The 15,420-nt window shown below is 45.0% G+C and carries 13 protein-coding genes; 7 read left to right on the top strand and 6 right to left on the bottom strand.

Features of this window, described 5'->3' with window-relative positions:
* Window positions 1-4: 4 nt before the first annotated feature.
* On the top strand, window positions 5-1,006 hold the full coding sequence (locus HB364_RS02425) for a tryptophan 2,3-dioxygenase (RefSeq protein WP_167286304.1): 1,002 nt from the start codon (window positions 5-7) through the stop codon (window positions 1,004-1,006).
* 136 nt (window positions 1,007-1,142) lie between these two features.
* On the opposite strand, the gene HB364_RS02420 is transcribed toward HB364_RS02425, so the two are convergent.
* The 5 genes from HB364_RS02420 to HB364_RS02400 all read right to left on the bottom strand — a co-directional run bounded on the left by HB364_RS02420 (window position 1,143) and on the right by HB364_RS02400 (window position 6,160).
* A complete protein-coding gene (locus tag HB364_RS02420) occupies window positions 1,143-2,096 on the bottom strand; it encodes a transketolase family protein (RefSeq protein ID WP_167286303.1) in 954 nt (317 codons plus the stop codon).
* Window positions 2,097-2,232: 136 nt separating this feature from the next.
* On the bottom strand, window positions 2,233-3,288 hold the full coding sequence (gene galE / locus HB364_RS02415) for a UDP-glucose 4-epimerase GalE (RefSeq protein WP_167286302.1): 1,056 nt from the start codon (window positions 3,286-3,288) through the stop codon (window positions 2,233-2,235).
* A gap of 206 nt (window positions 3,289-3,494) precedes the next feature.
* Window positions 3,495-4,367, bottom strand: coding sequence for a glucose-1-phosphate thymidylyltransferase RfbA (gene rfbA, locus HB364_RS02410; RefSeq protein ID WP_167286301.1), 873 nt, complete (start codon window positions 4,365-4,367; stop codon window positions 3,495-3,497).
* A gap of 122 nt (window positions 4,368-4,489) precedes the next feature.
* Entirely contained in the window at window positions 4,490-5,506 is a 1,017-nt protein-coding gene (locus HB364_RS02405) for an inorganic phosphate transporter (protein WP_167286300.1), read from the bottom strand.
* A gap of 6 nt (window positions 5,507-5,512) precedes the next feature.
* Window positions 5,513-6,160, bottom strand: coding sequence for a DUF47 domain-containing protein (locus HB364_RS02400; RefSeq protein WP_167286299.1), 648 nt, complete (start codon window positions 6,158-6,160; stop codon window positions 5,513-5,515).
* A gap of 217 nt (window positions 6,161-6,377) precedes the next feature.
* On the opposite strand from HB364_RS02400, the gene HB364_RS02395 reads away from it, so the two are divergent.
* From HB364_RS02395 to HB364_RS02385, 3 genes are all read left to right on the top strand, one after another.
* Window positions 6,378-7,598 carry a porin gene (locus tag HB364_RS02395; RefSeq protein WP_246228285.1) on the top strand — a complete coding sequence of 407 codons (1,221 nt, stop codon included), beginning with the start codon at window positions 6,378-6,380 and terminating at the stop codon, window positions 7,596-7,598.
* Between the two features lie 208 nt (window positions 7,599-7,806).
* Entirely contained in the window at window positions 7,807-10,608 is a 2,802-nt protein-coding gene (locus tag HB364_RS02390) for a TonB-dependent receptor (protein WP_167286297.1), read from the top strand.
* A 26-nt stretch (window positions 10,609-10,634) separates the two neighbouring features.
* Entirely contained in the window at window positions 10,635-12,098 is a 1,464-nt protein-coding gene (locus tag HB364_RS02385) for a hypothetical protein (RefSeq protein WP_167286296.1), read from the top strand.
* A gap of 52 nt (window positions 12,099-12,150) precedes the next feature.
* On the opposite strand, the gene HB364_RS02380 is transcribed toward HB364_RS02385, so the two are convergent.
* Window positions 12,151-13,368, bottom strand: coding sequence for a hypothetical protein (locus HB364_RS02380; RefSeq protein ID WP_317170664.1), 1,218 nt, complete (start codon window positions 13,366-13,368; stop codon window positions 12,151-12,153).
* Between the two features lie 603 nt (window positions 13,369-13,971).
* Between HB364_RS02380 and HB364_RS02375 the strand changes: the two genes are divergently transcribed.
* The 3 genes from HB364_RS02375 to HB364_RS02365 all read left to right on the top strand — a co-directional run bounded on the left by HB364_RS02375 (window position 13,972) and on the right by HB364_RS02365 (window position 15,232).
* Window positions 13,972-14,136, top strand: coding sequence for a hypothetical protein (locus HB364_RS02375; RefSeq protein WP_167286295.1), 165 nt, complete (start codon window positions 13,972-13,974; stop codon window positions 14,134-14,136).
* 9 nt (window positions 14,137-14,145) lie between these two features.
* Window positions 14,146-14,493 carry a hypothetical protein gene (locus HB364_RS02370; protein ID WP_167286294.1) on the top strand — a complete coding sequence of 116 codons (348 nt, stop codon included), beginning with the start codon at window positions 14,146-14,148 and terminating at the stop codon, window positions 14,491-14,493.
* 361 nt (window positions 14,494-14,854) lie between these two features.
* Window positions 14,855-15,232, top strand: coding sequence for a hypothetical protein (locus tag HB364_RS02365; RefSeq protein ID WP_167286293.1), 378 nt, complete (start codon window positions 14,855-14,857; stop codon window positions 15,230-15,232).
* The last annotated feature ends 188 nt before the right edge of the window (window positions 15,233-15,420 follow it).

The following is a 15,420-nucleotide window of genomic DNA, read 5'->3' as shown; positions in this document are numbered from 1 at the left end:
TCAGATGGCTCAACAGGAAGTACACTATAGCGATTATCTGCAGTTGGATAAGATACTGAATGCCCAGTTGCCAGAAAGTGAACGATTGCAGCAGCCGGCGCATGATGAGATGTTGTTTATTGTTATTCACCAGGCGTATGAATTGTGGTTTAAACAACTGCTGTACGAAGTGGATTCGGTGAGCGCTATTATGAAGAAGCCTTCGGTGAATGATAATTCGCCGGAGCTGCAAACGGTGGTGCATCGCTTATCGCGCATGGTATCTATCCTCAAGGTATTGGTGCACCAGATAGATATTATGGAAACGATGACGCCCATGGACTTCCTTGATTTCCGGGATATGCTGCGCCCTGCTTCCGGTTTCCAAAGCTGGCAGTTTAAGATACTGGAAGCTAAACTGGGATTGAAATACCAACACCGCTTTGGACAAGAATATTATATTTCCCAGTTGCGTCAGCAGCAGGTGGACCTTATTAAAGCTGTAGAAAAAGAAAGGTCATTTGTTGAATTGCTGAATGACTGGCTGGAAAGGATGCCTTTTGTTGATGAAGTGCCGCATTTCTGGAGCGACTATCGTAACATTTATGTTACAAGTCTGGCTACTGCCGAGCAGGAAAACCAGGCTTTTTTTGATGCTGTATTTGCTGATACCACTGCGGGCAATGACAGAAGGTTATCGCCCAAAGCCAGCCGGGCTGCTATGTTTATTATGTTGTACAGGGGTTATCCCATTTTGCAGTTACCCTTCCAGTTGCTGAACAACCTGTTGGAAATAGATGAGCAATTAAGTACCTGGCGTTACCGCCACATGAATATGGTGCATCGTATGATCGGTACCCGTATTGGCACCGGTGGCAGTACCGGCCGTGATTACCTGAAAGGCGCTTTGGACAAGCATTATATTTTTGCCGATATAGCCCGGCTGACGAGCTTTTTGATTGAAAGAAGGAAGTTGCCGGCATTGAGCAAGGAGATGGAGAGAAGGTTGGGGTTTGTGCAGGGGTAAGTGGCACAGAGTAGCCAAAGGCTACGAAATAAAACTGCGAGGCTACAAGCCCTCGCAGAGCGAAAGAAACGTTTGCAAATAAAAAATAAAAGGGGTTAGCAGCGCTAACCCCTTGTGCTATAGACACAGTACTATATTATTTTCTCTTCATTACTTTTTCGGCGGCGGCTATGATGTGTGGTGTAGACAAGCCATATTTCTCCAGCAATTGCGTGGGGGTGCCACTTTCGCCGAAGGTATCGTTGGTGCCGATGTATTCGATAGGAATAGGCAGGTGGCGGGCTGCAACCTGTGCAATGGAATCACCCAAACCTCCCAGCACGTTGTGCTCTTCTACTGTTACCGCGCATTTGGTTTTGGTGATGGATTTAAGTACCGCTTCGGTATCCAGGGGTTTAATGGTGTGGATGTTGATGACTTCCACACTGATGCCTTTTTCCTGGAGGATGACACCTGCTTCAATGGCTTTCCATACCATGTGACCGCAGGCAAAGATGGAAACGTCAGTTCCTTCTGAGAATACCTGCGCTTTACCAATTACAAAGTCTTCCACTTTGGTGAATATAGGCCATACCGGGCGACCAAAACGCAGGTAAACAGGTCCCTGGTAGTCGGCTATCGCTAATGTGGCAGCTTTGGTCTGGTTGTAGTCGCAAGGCACGATCACTGTCATACCTGGCAGCATTTTCATCATGCCAATGTCTTCCAGTATCTGGTGTGTAGCGCCGTCTTCGCCCAGCGTTAAGCCAGCGTGAGAAGCACAGATCTTTACATTTTTGCCGGAATAGGCTACTGACTGACGAATCTGATCATATACACGGCCGGTAGAAAAGTTGGCAAAGGTGGTCGTATAAGGAATTTTACCGCCAATGGTCAATCCGGCTGCTATACCGATCATGTTGGCTTCTGCAATACCGCACTGGATAAAGCGTTCCGGAAATTCTTTGATGAATTGATTGAGTTTTAAGGAACCGGCCAGATCGGCTGTTAAAGCAACGACGTTGGAATTTTTGCGGGCAGCTTCTGCTATACCATCGCCAAAGCCGCTTCTTGTATCTTTTTGCCCGGTGGGCTGTATCTCTTTCAGCATGGTCAAAATTTGGTGGTGCAAATATAAGTCAGAAGTCTGAAGTCGGAGGTCAGAAGTCGGAAAGCCCGGAAGTTTTTTGTTTGTATAGCTTTTTGCGGACTTATGGACTAATGACCTGAGGGTCATCCAGACTGCACTAATTCAGGTCTGCTGGCTTGCTCTGGTAGAATTTTTCATCTGTTTTGAGGCGTTGTTCCCATTTCCAGGCAGTGAGCATCATGTCTTCCAGTGAATATTTAAGCTTCCAGCCCAATGTTTTCACAGCAAAGTCATTGTTGGCATAGATGGCTATTACATCGCCCGGGCGGCGGGGGCCTATTACGTAGTTGAGGTGTACCCCACTTACTTTCTCGAAGGTTTTGATGGCTTCCAGTACCGTGAAGCCATTGCCACTGCCCAGGTTGAATACTTCACAACGCTTGGTGCTCTTACCATCTGCCAGGTATTTTATGGCCAGGGTGTGGGCATGTGCAATATCACTTACATGGATGTAATCCCGTACACAGGAGCCATCCCTGGTATCATAGTCATCACCATATACCTGCATGAGCGGCAGTTTGCCAATAGCAGTTTGTGTGATGGCGGGCACGAGGTTGGCCGGTTTACCGATGGGTAACTCTCCTATCAGGATGGAAGGATGAGCGCCTACCGGATTGAAGTAGCGCAATAAGACGCATTGCGACGGGTTGGCTTTGGAAAATTCATTGATGATCTGCTCACCCATTTGCTTGGTATAGCCATACGGCGATTCGGCAGGTTTGGGCGGCGTATTTTCCGTGACTGGTATTTTATCGGGATTGCCATACACAGTGCAGGAAGAGGAAAATACAAAGTGTGGTATATTGAATTCCTGCACACATTTCAGCAGGTTGATGAGCGATACAAGGTTGTTCTCAAAGTACATGAGGGGCTGCTCCACTGATTCGCCTACTGCTTTGTAGGCGGCAAAATGGATAATGCCGGCAATGTCTTCGTTTTCCTGAAAAATAGCAAAGGTGTCGTCGAAATTGCACAGATCTACTTTATAGTTTTTGATCTTTTTGCCGGTGATCTTTTCGATGCCTTCAAAAATGCGGGGGGAGGAACGTGCGTTATTGTCTACTGAAATAACATCATATCCGTTTTCTACCAGGTCCACTATGGTGTGCGAGCCGATATAGCCACATCCGCCGGTAACAAGAATTTTGCTCATTTTATGGTGAATAGTAAATGGTGCCCTGAAATACTCAAAGACCAGGTTGACAATGTGTTTTCTAAATAATTATATCAAAATCCTGTCGGGGTACGGTATTGTTTCTCAGGAAGTGAATATTGATTGCAAATTAAGATTTATCGTGGAAAATACGGACGCAAGTTTCACTTGAAATCGCAGACAATCGTTTTCATGCGGTGTATTTGTTATTCACTTTTCTCTTTGAGCAGATTCATAAGGTATTGCCCATAGCCGCTTTTCAATAATGGCTGCGCCATTTTTTCCAATTGTTCCCTGGCTATAAATCCTTTCTTATAAGCAATTTCTTCAATACAGGCTATTTTGATGCCTTGCCGTTGTTCTATGACCTGTACAAATTGGGATGCCTGCATGAGGGAATCAAAGGTGCCGGTATCGAGCCAGGCTGTGCCGCGGTCCAGGATGGACACTGTCAGTTTTTTCCTGCGGAGGTATTCTTTATTAACGTCTGTGATCTCATATTCACCTCTTGGACTTGGTTGCAGCTCCCTGGCAATTTTCACTACTTCATTATCGTAGAAGTATAAACCGGGTACTGCATAGTTGCTTTTGGGGCTGGCAGGTTTTTCTTCAATGGAGATGACTTGCTTGTTTTTATCGAATTCCACTACTCCATATCGTTCAGGATCGCTTACATGATAGGCATATACAATACCGCCATCGGGACTGGTATTTTTTTCCAGTTGTTCGCCCAGGCCGGCGCCATAGAAGATGTTATCGCCCAGTACCAGCGCCACATTGTCTTTTCCGATGAAATCGGCCCCGATCACAAAAGCCTGTGCCAGTCCATTGGGAACAGCCTGTTCGGCATAGGTGAATTTTAGCCCCAGTTTGGAGCCATCGCCCAGCAGCCGCTCAAATTGCGGCAGGTCGTAGGGGGTAGAGATGATGAGGATTTCCCGGATACCGGCCAGCATGAGGGTGGATAAAGGGTAATAGATCATGGGCTTGTCGTAAATAGGCATGATCTGTTTGCTGATGGCGTAGGTAATGGGATGTAACCGTGTTCCGGAGCCGCCCGCCAGTATAATTCCTTTCATCTGTTGTTTTTATTAGTGCGCAAAAATCATTGATTATTTGCCAAAATAGCAAAATTTCTAATGATTCCGCACTTTGGAATGTCCTGGTTATCCTGTAATAAGGCCTGGGACCTTGCTGACCTTTATATAAACAGCTTTACAATGTAGTATACTATTGCAGCCAACAGTGCGCTAACGGGAATGGTGAGTATCCAGGCCCACAGGAGGTTGATGGTAACCCCCCAACGAACGGCCGATAAGCGTTTGGTGGCCCCTACGCCCATGATGGCTCCGGCAATGGTATGTGTGGTACTTACTGGTATGGCGAGGTGTTCGGTCAGGAAAAGGGTGGCAGCGCCGGCCGTTTCTGCAGCAACGCCTTCCAGGGGGGTCACTTTGGTGATCCGGGACCCCATGGTTTTAACGATCTTCCAACCGCCGCTCATGGTGCCAAATGCGATAGCGGTAAAACAGGCCAGTGGCACCCAGTCGGGCACATTTTTTACACTATCCAGGTTGCCATTGGCCACCATGGCGGCTGCAATCAATCCCAATACTTTCTGGGCATCATTGCTACCGTGCCCCAGGCTGAATAAGGCGGATGATACCAACTGCAACCTGCGGAACCAACTGTCTGCTTTATAGGGATTGGCCCGGCGGCAAAGGTTGACAATGATAAGGGTAATGATCAGGGCGACCAGCATACCGATGAGCGGGGCGCCGAATATGAAGAGGAAAATAGGAACTACGACACTATAGTTAATGACATCGAACCCTCCCTGTGATAAGCCTCCTACATGGGCCAGGGCGGCGCCCATGAAACCTCCCAGCAGGGTGTGGGATGAAGAAGAAGGGATACCAAACCACCAGGTGAGGAGGTTCCAGGCAATGGCGGCCACCAGTGCGGAAAAGATAACGGGCAGGGTAATGAAATGGGAGTTGATGGATTTGGCGAAAGACATACCGATCTTAAATTCACCAATCCAGTATTTGGCAATGAAAAAAGCTGCAAAGTTGAAGACGGCTGCCCAGACCACGGCTTGAAAAGGGGTCAGTACTTTGGTAGAAACGATAGTGGCGATGGAGTTGGCGGCGTCGTGAAAACCATTAATATAGTCAAAAGCAAGGGCCAGTATGATGATAACAACCAGGAAAGTCATAAACGGTTAAGCGTATTTAATGATGATGGACTCGATCACGTTGCCTGCATCTTCACACTTATCGGTTACGATTTCCATAACCTGGTAGATCTCTCTTTTTTTGATGACCTCTTTGGCATCCGGCTCTGTTTCAAACAGCCGGTCAATACTCATGTCGAAGATGTCATCTGCCTGATTTTCAATGCTGTTTACCTTTACCAGGGCATCGGTGATGGCCCGCATGTTGCGCATGTTACGCAGCTCAAATACGGCGTTTTTGATCTGTTCGGACCCTTGTTCAATCAGGTCGGCCATTTTCTGGATGCCCTGATCGTTGGGGTTTACTTTATAGAAGTTGATCTTTTTGGCGGAAGCGAAGATATAATCGGCAATATCATCGAGGGCGGTAGCGAGGTAGTGGATGTCTTCCCGGTCGAAGGGGGTGATGAAGTTGCGGCCCAATTCAGTGAAGATCTTATGGGTATAGTCGTCATTCACATGCTCCATGTCCTCGATCTGGGCAATGAGGGCAGCCCGTTTGTCATAATCCGGCTCTGTTACCACATCTTTCATCAACCTGCCCATAGCTGCCACTGTTACAGCCACCTGTTCAAACAGTGAATAGAAGATCTTGTCTTTCGGCATGAAAATCTTCATGATAGAGTTCAAACCCATATCTCATTGTAATTTGCTGGCAAAAATAGAACTAATAGCCTGTTGTTATAGATGGGGTAAATTGGTAATAATTTCTTAACAATAGCCTTTTTCTACCAAACTACCTTTGCACGAATGTTATGAATATATGAATTTATTGTTAAGTACCCGGCGGGCAGGGATTTTGGCGGTTTTGCTTTTTCTGTCACAATTCGTTGCTGCTCAGTTTTTAATGGATATGATTGACACTACTACCCATATGGGCAAGGGGTTACTTTCTATTTATAAGAAGTTTGACCAGATCAATATCAGCGGCTATATGCAGCCTCAATACCAGGCGGCAAGCCGTGAGGGGGCGAAAAGTTATAATGGAGGTGATTTTGCGACCCATGCGCGTGACCGGTTTATGCTCAGGCGGGGGCGTATCCGTTTTGACTATGTGCATTATAATGAGCTTGACCAGCCTTCGCTCCAGTTTGTGTTCCAGTTTGATGGTACGGAACGCGGCGTTGCCATCCGGGATTTCTGGGGCAGGTTTTTTGAGAATAAATGGCGCTTGTTTGCACTGACCACCGGCATGTTTGCCCGGCCTTTTGGCTATGAGGTGAATGTTTCGTCATCTGACCGGGAATCGCCGGAAAGGGGCCGCATGTCGCAGATATTGATGAAAAGTGAACGTGACCTGGGGGCGATGGTTTCCCTGGAGCCACGGGGAAGAACGAATGGCTGGCGCTACCTGAAACTGGACCTGGGCTTTTTTAATGGCCAGGGACTGACAGGCCCCAATGAATATGACAGTTATAAGGACCTTATCGGGCGCCTTTCCCTGAAGCCTTATCCTGTTACCGGTAAGCTGCAGGTATCGGCTGGTGTTTCGCTGCTGCAGGGTGGGTTTATTCAAAATACGAAGTACGTATATAATATGGATAGCCACAATGGCCAGAAGGCGTTTGTGGTAGATTCTTCGGAAGGTAACCTTTACGGTAAGGCGCCCCGTGAATACCGCGGGATAGATATGCAATGGAAGCTGAAACATGCCTGGGGCAATACCGAATTACGGGGTGAATACTGGTGGGGCACACAAACGGCTACTGCCAATGAAACGGAAACGCCTGGTTTATTACTGACCGCTCCTTATTATATAAGGAAGTTTGACGGCGCTTTCTTTTATTTTCTGCAACATATCGTTAACAAAAAGCACCAGGTAGGTGTGAAGTATGACTGGTATGATCCGAATACTGCTGTAAAAGGCAGTGAGATCGGGGGAGCCGGCAGTAATGTTACAGCTGCCAACCTCCGTTATGATACCTGGAGCTTTGGGTATAATTATTATTTTAATGACCACCTGAAATTGATGTTGTGGTATGATGTGGTGAAGGCTGAAAAGAATGCTTTGCCTGATTTTGCATCCAATATGGACGCTGATATTTTTACCTGCCGGCTGCAATTCAGATTTTAACAAAATTTGACCGGGACATTGGCTTGTTGCCCCGTTTTATAGGGCCAATACTGTGAATTTCCGGAATTGGTAATAATAAGGAAACATTCTGGTAACATTCGCTTAACATTACTGCTGCCAAAAGATGCAGTTAATAATTCCTTAACATTACGGTAATATGGCGGTAATGCGACGCTGATACTTTTGCCCGCACATTAAATAGACTGTTGTGAGCAAAAAGTACTCCCTCCTGTTTGCCTTAATATTAGTAACGCTTGTTTCTTTTGCACAGACCGGAAAGGTATCCGGTAAAGTCCTGAATAGTAAGAATGAACCCCTGCAGGGTGTATCTATCAAGATCACCGGCGCCCCCGGAGGTACTACTACCGATGTTGAGGGTCGCTTCACCCTTACGCTTTCTACTGATAAAAAATATGAGTTAACCTTTACAGCAGTTGGTTATGCCGCCAAGGTGGTGAGTGATGTGGAGATCACTGCCGGACAGGTGAATGACCTGTCTGTAATTATGGAAAAAGGCGGCGCTGAATTGAGTACGGTTACTGTTACCAGCCGCCGTACACCTGCCCGCCTGGAGACTGTTAATTCTGTGATCGCCTTCCAGAAGAATACGAATACTGTAGCTTCTGTGGTTTCTGCTGAGACGATCCGCCGTTCGCCCGACAGAAATACCGGTGAGGTACTGAAAAGAACACCCGGCGCCAGCTTGCAGGATGGAAAGTTCCTGGTAGTAAGGGGGCTGGCCGACCGGTATAACCAGGCTATGCTGAACGGCATCCTGCTTACCAGTACAGAGCCCGACCGTAAGACTTTCTCTTTCGACCTGATACCGGCCGCGATGATTGATAATATTGTTATTAATAAGGCCTTTGTTCCTGAATATCCCGGCGAATGGGCTGGTGGCCTGATCCAGGTGAATACAAAAGATATTCCTTCTCAAAGCTTTTTCAACGTACAGGTAGGAACCGGGTTTAATACACAAACGATTGGTAAGGATTTTTATAAAGCAAAGGGCGGAAAATGGGATTGGCTGGGTATTGACGATGGTACAAGAGGTTTACCGCCTGGTTATACCACCAAGTCAAATTTTGATATATTGAGTGCTGAGGAAAAAACGGCTATGGGCAAAAAGATGCCTAATGTATGGACTGCTTCTACTGCTACTGCGCCGTTAAATGCTTCTTTCCAGGCCAATGGCGGGTTTACTACCAAATTATTCAATAAGACGGTGGGCGGTATTTTTGGAATCACTTATAATAAGAGTAACCGTTTTATTGATATGCTGAACCAGCGTAATAATATCAGCGGTACAACTGTGAGCAGGAACTATGCTTATAATGACGACAGGTATTCACAGGATGTACTGGCTGGCGCCTTGGCAAGCTTGAGTGTTCAACTCAATGCAAAGAACAAGATTTCTGTAAAGTCCATCATTAATGTTAATTCGGCTAACTATTTTACGAACCGTAATGGTCTTGATTTTGACAGGACCAATGATGTAAGGGCTTCTGAGATTACTTTTAAACAAAACACATTTTTTACTACTCAATTAAGCGGAGAGCATAGCCTGCTTGCTCCCCTGCGATTGAAATGGTATGGCGCCTTTAATATACTGGATGGTTATAGTCCTGATCAACGCCGTATGGTATATGCCCGTACTACGGGTACACAGGATCCCTATGGCCTGTTAATCGCCAATTCACTTTCCCAGGAAACCGGCAGCCGTATTTTCCAGAATCTGAGTGACTATATTTATACAGCCGGTGGCGACCTGAGCTACAATTTCGACTTATTTGGTCAGCGCCAAACTGTGAAGGGCGGTTATATGCTTCAGATTAAAGACCGTTTGTACGACGCCAAGTTATTTGCCAATTACCTGGAACGGGACAATCCTACTTTGAGGCAATTACCGGCTGACCAGGTGTTTGCTCCTGAGAATTTTTTCAATAATGCTTCTGAAACCGATAAGTTTGGTTTTGATGCGATAAAAGGAAACTCCTTCCGCTACCTGGCCAATACCATTTTGAATGCCGGATATATCCAGTTTGATAACCAGTTTTTTGATAATCTCCGTGTGGTGTGGGGTGTACGGGTAGAGAATTATGATCAATTGGTTGGAAGCGTAAAGAAATGGGATGAGCGTCATACACATAGTGAAGTGCTCGACTGGCTGCCTGGCTTAAATGCTACTTATAAGCTGACTCCCAAAACCAATATCCGCTTATCAGGCTCTCAAACAGTGATCAGGCCTGAGCTGCGTGAGCTTTCTTTCCTGAACTTGTATGATTTTGAGCTGAATGCTTCTGTACAGGGTAATCCTGCTCTGAAGAGGACGAAAGCTACGAATGCAGACCTTCGTTACGAGTTGTATCCAAGAGCTGGTGAGGTATTTACTGTAGGTGTGTTCTATAAGTATTTTGACAATGCCATTGAGCAGATCTATAATGAAGGCGGTGGCGGGTCCAGCACGTTCAATTACCAGAACACAGATAAGGCTGTCTCTTATGGCGCCGAGTTGGAGTTCCGTAAGAAGCTCGATTTTGCACCTGCGCTGAAGAATTTCACTTTACAGGCCAATGCCGCTTATATCCATAGCCGTGTACAGGCAAATATACAAGGTATTGAAATTGACCGTCCCATGCAGGGCCAATCGCCTTACCTGCTCAACCTGGGGCTGAATTATGACCTGCAGAAACATGGATTCAATGCTACTTTGTTGTATAACCAGATTGGAGAACGTATTTATCTCGTTGGCGATATTAGTGCCGGCGCAAGTACTCCCAATGTTTATGAAGCTCCCAGACCCGTACTGGATTTCCAGATGGCCAAGAAGTTATTGAAAAATAAGGGGGAGATCCGCGTGAATGTATCAGACATCCTGAACCGTATGCAGTATTTCTATCAGAACCTTGATGACAGTAAGGATTCTTTCCAGAAGAATAAAGACCCGCACAGGTTTACCCGGAAGTTCGGTACCACCATCGGTGTAACATTTAACTATTCTATATTATAATCTCTTTAAAATACAAATACAAGAATATGAAAAAGCAGATTTTTTTTCTCGCCGTATTTTCGGCAGTGCTCATTGCAGGTTGCCGTAAAATAGAAATGGATGGAGAAAAAGAAGTGATTATCGTGCCTGGCGGTAATGGTGGCAATACAGGTGTAACGATTACTTTGACCGGAAGAATTAATGCCGATACCATTTTACGTAAAGCGAATACCTATATTCTGAAAGATAAGGTGTATTTGGTGGGTAATCATACTATGACCATTGAGCCTGGTACAGTGATCAAAGGCGCTTACTCTGGATCTGATGTGGCGGTGCTGGTTGTCAGCCGTGGTTCCAAACTGGTAGCCAACGGAACGGTTGATGAACCTATTGTCTTTACCTCCAACTCTCCCACTCCAAAATCAGGTGACTGGGGTGGTATTGTGATCTGCGGTAACGCCAGTATCAATACATCTTTTACAGGTACCGGCGGTGGGCCTGGCATTTTTGAAGTAGAAGGTGGCATCAATAATGCCAATAGTGACGCGCTGGCAGGTGGCGGTGCTACTCCTAATGACGATGACAGCTCCGGTGTATTAAAATATGTCCGTATTGAATATGCAGGGTACGCCTTCCAGCCCGATAAGGAAGTGAACAGCCTTACAATGGCTGCTGTAGGAAGGAAAACCGTGATTGATCACGTACAGGTGTCCTACGCCAAGGATGATGCGTTTGAGTGGTTTGGCGGTACAGTGAACTGCAAATACCTCATCGCTTATAAAACACAGGATGATGATTTTGATACTGACAATGGTTTCAGTGGCAGTGTACAGTTTGGCCTGGTTATCCGTGACTCTGCGATTGCTGATATTTCAAAGTCAGAAGCCTTTGAAAGCGATAATAATAGCGGTGGTACTACAGTAACACCGCAAACAAAAGCAGTATTCTGCAATATTTCTGCTTTTGGTCCTTTAGCTACATTGAACAATATAGGTAGCACCAACTATCTCGGATCGGCTGCCCAGATCCGGAGATTCTCTTCTATCTCTATTTTTAATACGGCTATTGTTGGTTGGCCTTGCGGTATAGAGCTCAGTGATAAGGACGGTCCTGCAGGTTCTACTGAAAACTTTCTTACAGCAAAGACTTTGCAGTTAAGTGGTATCGTTATTGCCGGTTGCAAGAAAACGATCAATTTTGTATCTGGTGCAGGTTCTGCCGGTACTACATCAGAGGCCACATTGACAACTGAGTTTAATCTGGCTGCCAAGAAGAATAAGGTTTTAACTAATGTAGACGAGATCAGGTATACACGTCCATTTGATTATACCAACCCGGATTATGTACCTTTTGGTAATTCTACGCTCGTTATTCCCAGTGCTTCCAACACTTATTTTGATGATGCTATCCTGGTTGCCCGCAAGCCGTTCATTGAAAAAGTTGACTTCATCGGTGCTATTGCTCCGTCAGGCGCTTATGCCAACTGGCACAAAGGATGGACCAGGTTTTAATAGTTGAAAATATATTTGCTTTGATTAAGAGCCGCTTCCCAGGGAGCGGCTCTTATTTTGGATCGCTGTTATCCCGGGGGTCGTAGTGGTAAACCACTTCGTAAGATGATTTGCGCAGGCTGGCCAGGAGGTGACCGATGGGCAGGTCTTCTTTCTGCGGGGTAGGTTCACAAACGGAATATTTGTTGCCATTGTAGATGATGGGCTTGCCCATCGGCTTATTGAATTGCACTGCAATGGTTACATGCTGAGGGTAGGACAGCACGATCATGGGCAGGTTATAGATCTCTTTTACCAGGCAGAAGAATAAGGCAACCCTGTCCTCACAGTCACTTTGGTCATACAGGAGGGTCTGTTCCGGCGACAGACGTTTCTCCGTACCGAAGTTCCTGGAATCTGTCTCAAATAAAAAAGCGTACCGTGTAAACCGCATAAGGTAGTCTACCCCGTTTTTAGTGCTCATCTTTTTCACGTTTTTCCGGAGTAAGGGAATGAGCGATTGATAGGTTTCCCTGCTGAGCGGAATGTTTAGCTGGGATTCATAATCTACCGTAGGGTAGTTGGTAAAGAGCGTCTTTATCTGGGGATTGAGTTTTACTTTAAAATGGTAGTCGTTGTCATAATAGGTAAAGTGCAGGTCTTTTTCCTGGTAGTCGGTAGGGTTGAATGCTGGTAGTTGCTTGATCTTGTAGGAGAAGATTGCCTGTGCGCTGGGAACTGTCAGGTCTACCACGGTAAATATATCTTTCTTAAAATCCAGGTTCCCGTAATCATGATAATTGAGGCATACGTATTGTTTGCCTTTATTGATCCTGGTAGGAATGTTGTAGATGTTCTCATCGCAACGGATATAGAATAGTATACGGTCTTCTGACAAGGCCAGGATGGCATCATAACCGGATTGGGTGAGCAGAAACCATTTGTATAGCGTATATCTTACATAGTCATCGGCTTTCGGACTTATATACTGGGCTGTTTTGCGTATGAGCTGGTAGAAAAGCCAATCATCGGGCCTGTATTTCTTTTTGTAGCCAAGTAAGGCATTAATGACCGGCTGGTAGTATCCGTTATTGACATTGGTATAGAAGTCCTGGATGGATTGTGGAGATAATGGCCCCTGTACTTCCTGTCGCATGGTTCTATTACAATCAAACTGGATGGCTGCGCCACAAAAATCGAACTGTATGGCAGGCTGAGGGGACGTTTGTGGCAGCGCAGCATACACGATGATGGCAAACAACAAGGATAATATGGTAGACTTACATCTCACGGGCAAGCCTTGTATTCCTAATTTACTAAAAAATCGGGAATAAACCTTGTTAAGGGCATAAACGGCTGTTTATTAGCATCCTGGGGCTGTCTTACCCGTTGTTAACGGTAGGGTAAACTTTTAGTAAAGCCTGCGTAACAGTGGTCTTGTACCTTGCAGTGCCAAGCCGTATTTATGTGAATTGATATAAGAAAACCTCTTTTTAAAGCGTAGAATTTTCTCATGTGACTACAGCCGTACGATTTTCATCGTGACGGCTTTTTTTAGGGGAATTCGAGATAGAATTAATAATTGGACAATTTTGCGGTAATATTCACTTAACAATCGGAGAAGATATTTGGATACTTAACCACATGCCTTACCGATGAAATTGTCTTACCCTTCTCTATCAATCACGTATTACCTTTTGATTGCTTCGTTACTACAACAATGCAACCCCTCCCTAAGGAAAGTATTTTTCTCCTCCGGCGTATAAACAATTCGTTCGAAAAGGCTACAGGGGTTCCTGCGATTAATATTCCCTTATATGAATTGAAGCAGGATGGATTCAGTATCCCTCTTACGCTTCGCTAGGAAATTGCTAAATTCAAAGGCGTTTATGATATGGCAAGTAGGTGGATAGAAATAACACTCGGTATTGCGCCTTATGGTGATCAGTGGCTTGATTATAACTGGAATAGAACGGGAATGCAAGTTGATGAAATTAAACTGGACGGAGAGACGAGGGGTGATATAGGTGGGGGCAAGCATTTTTATCTCTATCATTAAAAACTAACGATGAAATTGAAATTGTGCAATCTTTTTCCGGCAGGTTTATTAGGACTTATCCTAATTGGATGTAACGAAAAGTATAAATGGACAACCGGTCTTTGTGAGAATCGATTTTTTGTTGAAAGATTTAATGTGAATCCGGCCGGTGTAGACGTTCATTATTTGACAGATTCGTCAACATTTAGAATGTATGTGGGGAGGTTTGATAATGAACATGAAAACTTTAGCTATTCCTGTGTGGGGGACAGTATTGTCATAGTTAGACTAGCTGCTGATTCCTCCGGAATACGAAGGGAGGTTGGAAGAAACACCTATAGTATTGCAGCTTTAAAAATAGAATATCCAATCAAATAAAAAGATCGAAACGTTATTCTTTCAGTGTCTTTTACCTTGAAAATATAACAAATTATTTCCAGTTTGCATATAGTTAAAAACAACTGAAATTTATTGGATCATCTTTGTATCTCGTAATTCTACGAGTTTACGTTATTGTGAAATTGATTAGCGTTCCCTACAGCCGTACAATTTCCATCGTGACGGCTTTTTTAATCACGTAATATTAGTGTATGGATTACGACTCATGTCGTGAGTCTGTTAGGAAATCTATCTGGAAATACTGTCTCGGACAAGGCAACTCAAGCAGTTGCTCCGCCCGATCCTGCGACAAATTCTTCTAGAGAGTACTGAAAAGAAAGGAGGATTCTAAACGTGAACTATGAAATTTAATATAGGGAAGATTATTGTGCTTCTGTTACTGCTAATAATTTTTTGGGCAGGGTTCAGGCATTGTGGCCAAAGCAAGCAATTGTCAAGGAACGGCGAATTAACACAAGCTGAAGTACTGAATGTAGTTGCTGGCACCAAAGCGAGTATTTATTACAAGTTTACTGTGAACGGAAGACGCTATGACGATATGCACAGGGCTTTGCTAAGATCAAGCATACGAGATAGTTTGCTGGGGAGAAGCTTTCCGCTGGTATATTTGAAGGATAATCCTACAACTCATCGTTTCTTGCTGGAAGAAAGTGACTTTAATGCGGTGGGAAGGCGGGCGCCCCGACAGTTGCAGTGGGTTTGGAGATATAAAAATTAGCCTAAGCCTATAAGAGGTCCGAAAAACTGAGTAATACCTTTTCTGTAAATCTTACTTCAGCCGCCCAATCTACACCGGGCGGCTTTTTTAATGATTAAAATTACTTTTACACGCCTACCCTTTCCCATACCTCCCAACAGGAGCTTCCATAGTTGATCCATACCCGTTCCGACCCGGAAGCATATAAA

Origin of the sequence: Paraflavitalea devenefica, from assembly GCF_011759375.1 — a bacterium.
Classification (GTDB): Bacteria; Bacteroidota; Bacteroidia; order Chitinophagales; family Chitinophagaceae; genus Paraflavitalea; species Paraflavitalea devenefica.
Note: the sequence above shows the minus strand (reverse complement) of the source record. Positions and strands in the feature narration are given on the sequence as shown.

What these genes read in the sequence shown, in the direction of transcription:
- HB364_RS02365 (WP_167286293.1), top strand. Translation starts at nt 14,855, where the DNA reads ATGAAATTTAATATAGGGAAGATTATTGTGCTTCTGTTACTGCTAATA.
- HB364_RS02385 (WP_167286296.1), top strand. Translation starts at nt 10,635, where the DNA reads ATGAAAAAGCAGATTTTTTTTCTCGCCGTATTTTCGGCAGTGCTCATT.
- HB364_RS02395 (WP_246228285.1), top strand. Translation starts at nt 6,378, where the DNA reads ATGATTGACACTACTACCCATATGGGCAAGGGGTTACTTTCTATTTAT.
- galE (WP_167286302.1), bottom strand. Translation starts at nt 3,288, where the DNA reads ATGAGCAAAATTCTTGTTACCGGCGGATGTGGCTATATCGGCTCGCAC.
- HB364_RS02375 (WP_167286295.1), top strand. Translation starts at nt 13,972, where the DNA reads ATGGCAAGTAGGTGGATAGAAATAACACTCGGTATTGCGCCTTATGGT.
- HB364_RS02405 (WP_167286300.1), bottom strand. Translation starts at nt 5,506, where the DNA reads ATGACTTTCCTGGTTGTTATCATCATACTGGCCCTTGCTTTTGACTAT.
- HB364_RS02425 (WP_167286304.1), top strand. Translation starts at nt 5, where the DNA reads ATGGCTCAACAGGAAGTACACTATAGCGATTATCTGCAGTTGGATAAG.
- HB364_RS02420 (WP_167286303.1), bottom strand. Translation starts at nt 2,096, where the DNA reads ATGCTGAAAGAGATACAGCCCACCGGGCAAAAAGATACAAGAAGCGGC.
- rfbA (WP_167286301.1), bottom strand. Translation starts at nt 4,367, where the DNA reads ATGAAAGGAATTATACTGGCGGGCGGCTCCGGAACACGGTTACATCCC.
- HB364_RS02400 (WP_167286299.1), bottom strand. Translation starts at nt 6,160, where the DNA reads ATGGGTTTGAACTCTATCATGAAGATTTTCATGCCGAAAGACAAGATC.
- HB364_RS02370 (WP_167286294.1), top strand. Translation starts at nt 14,146, where the DNA reads ATGAAATTGAAATTGTGCAATCTTTTTCCGGCAGGTTTATTAGGACTT.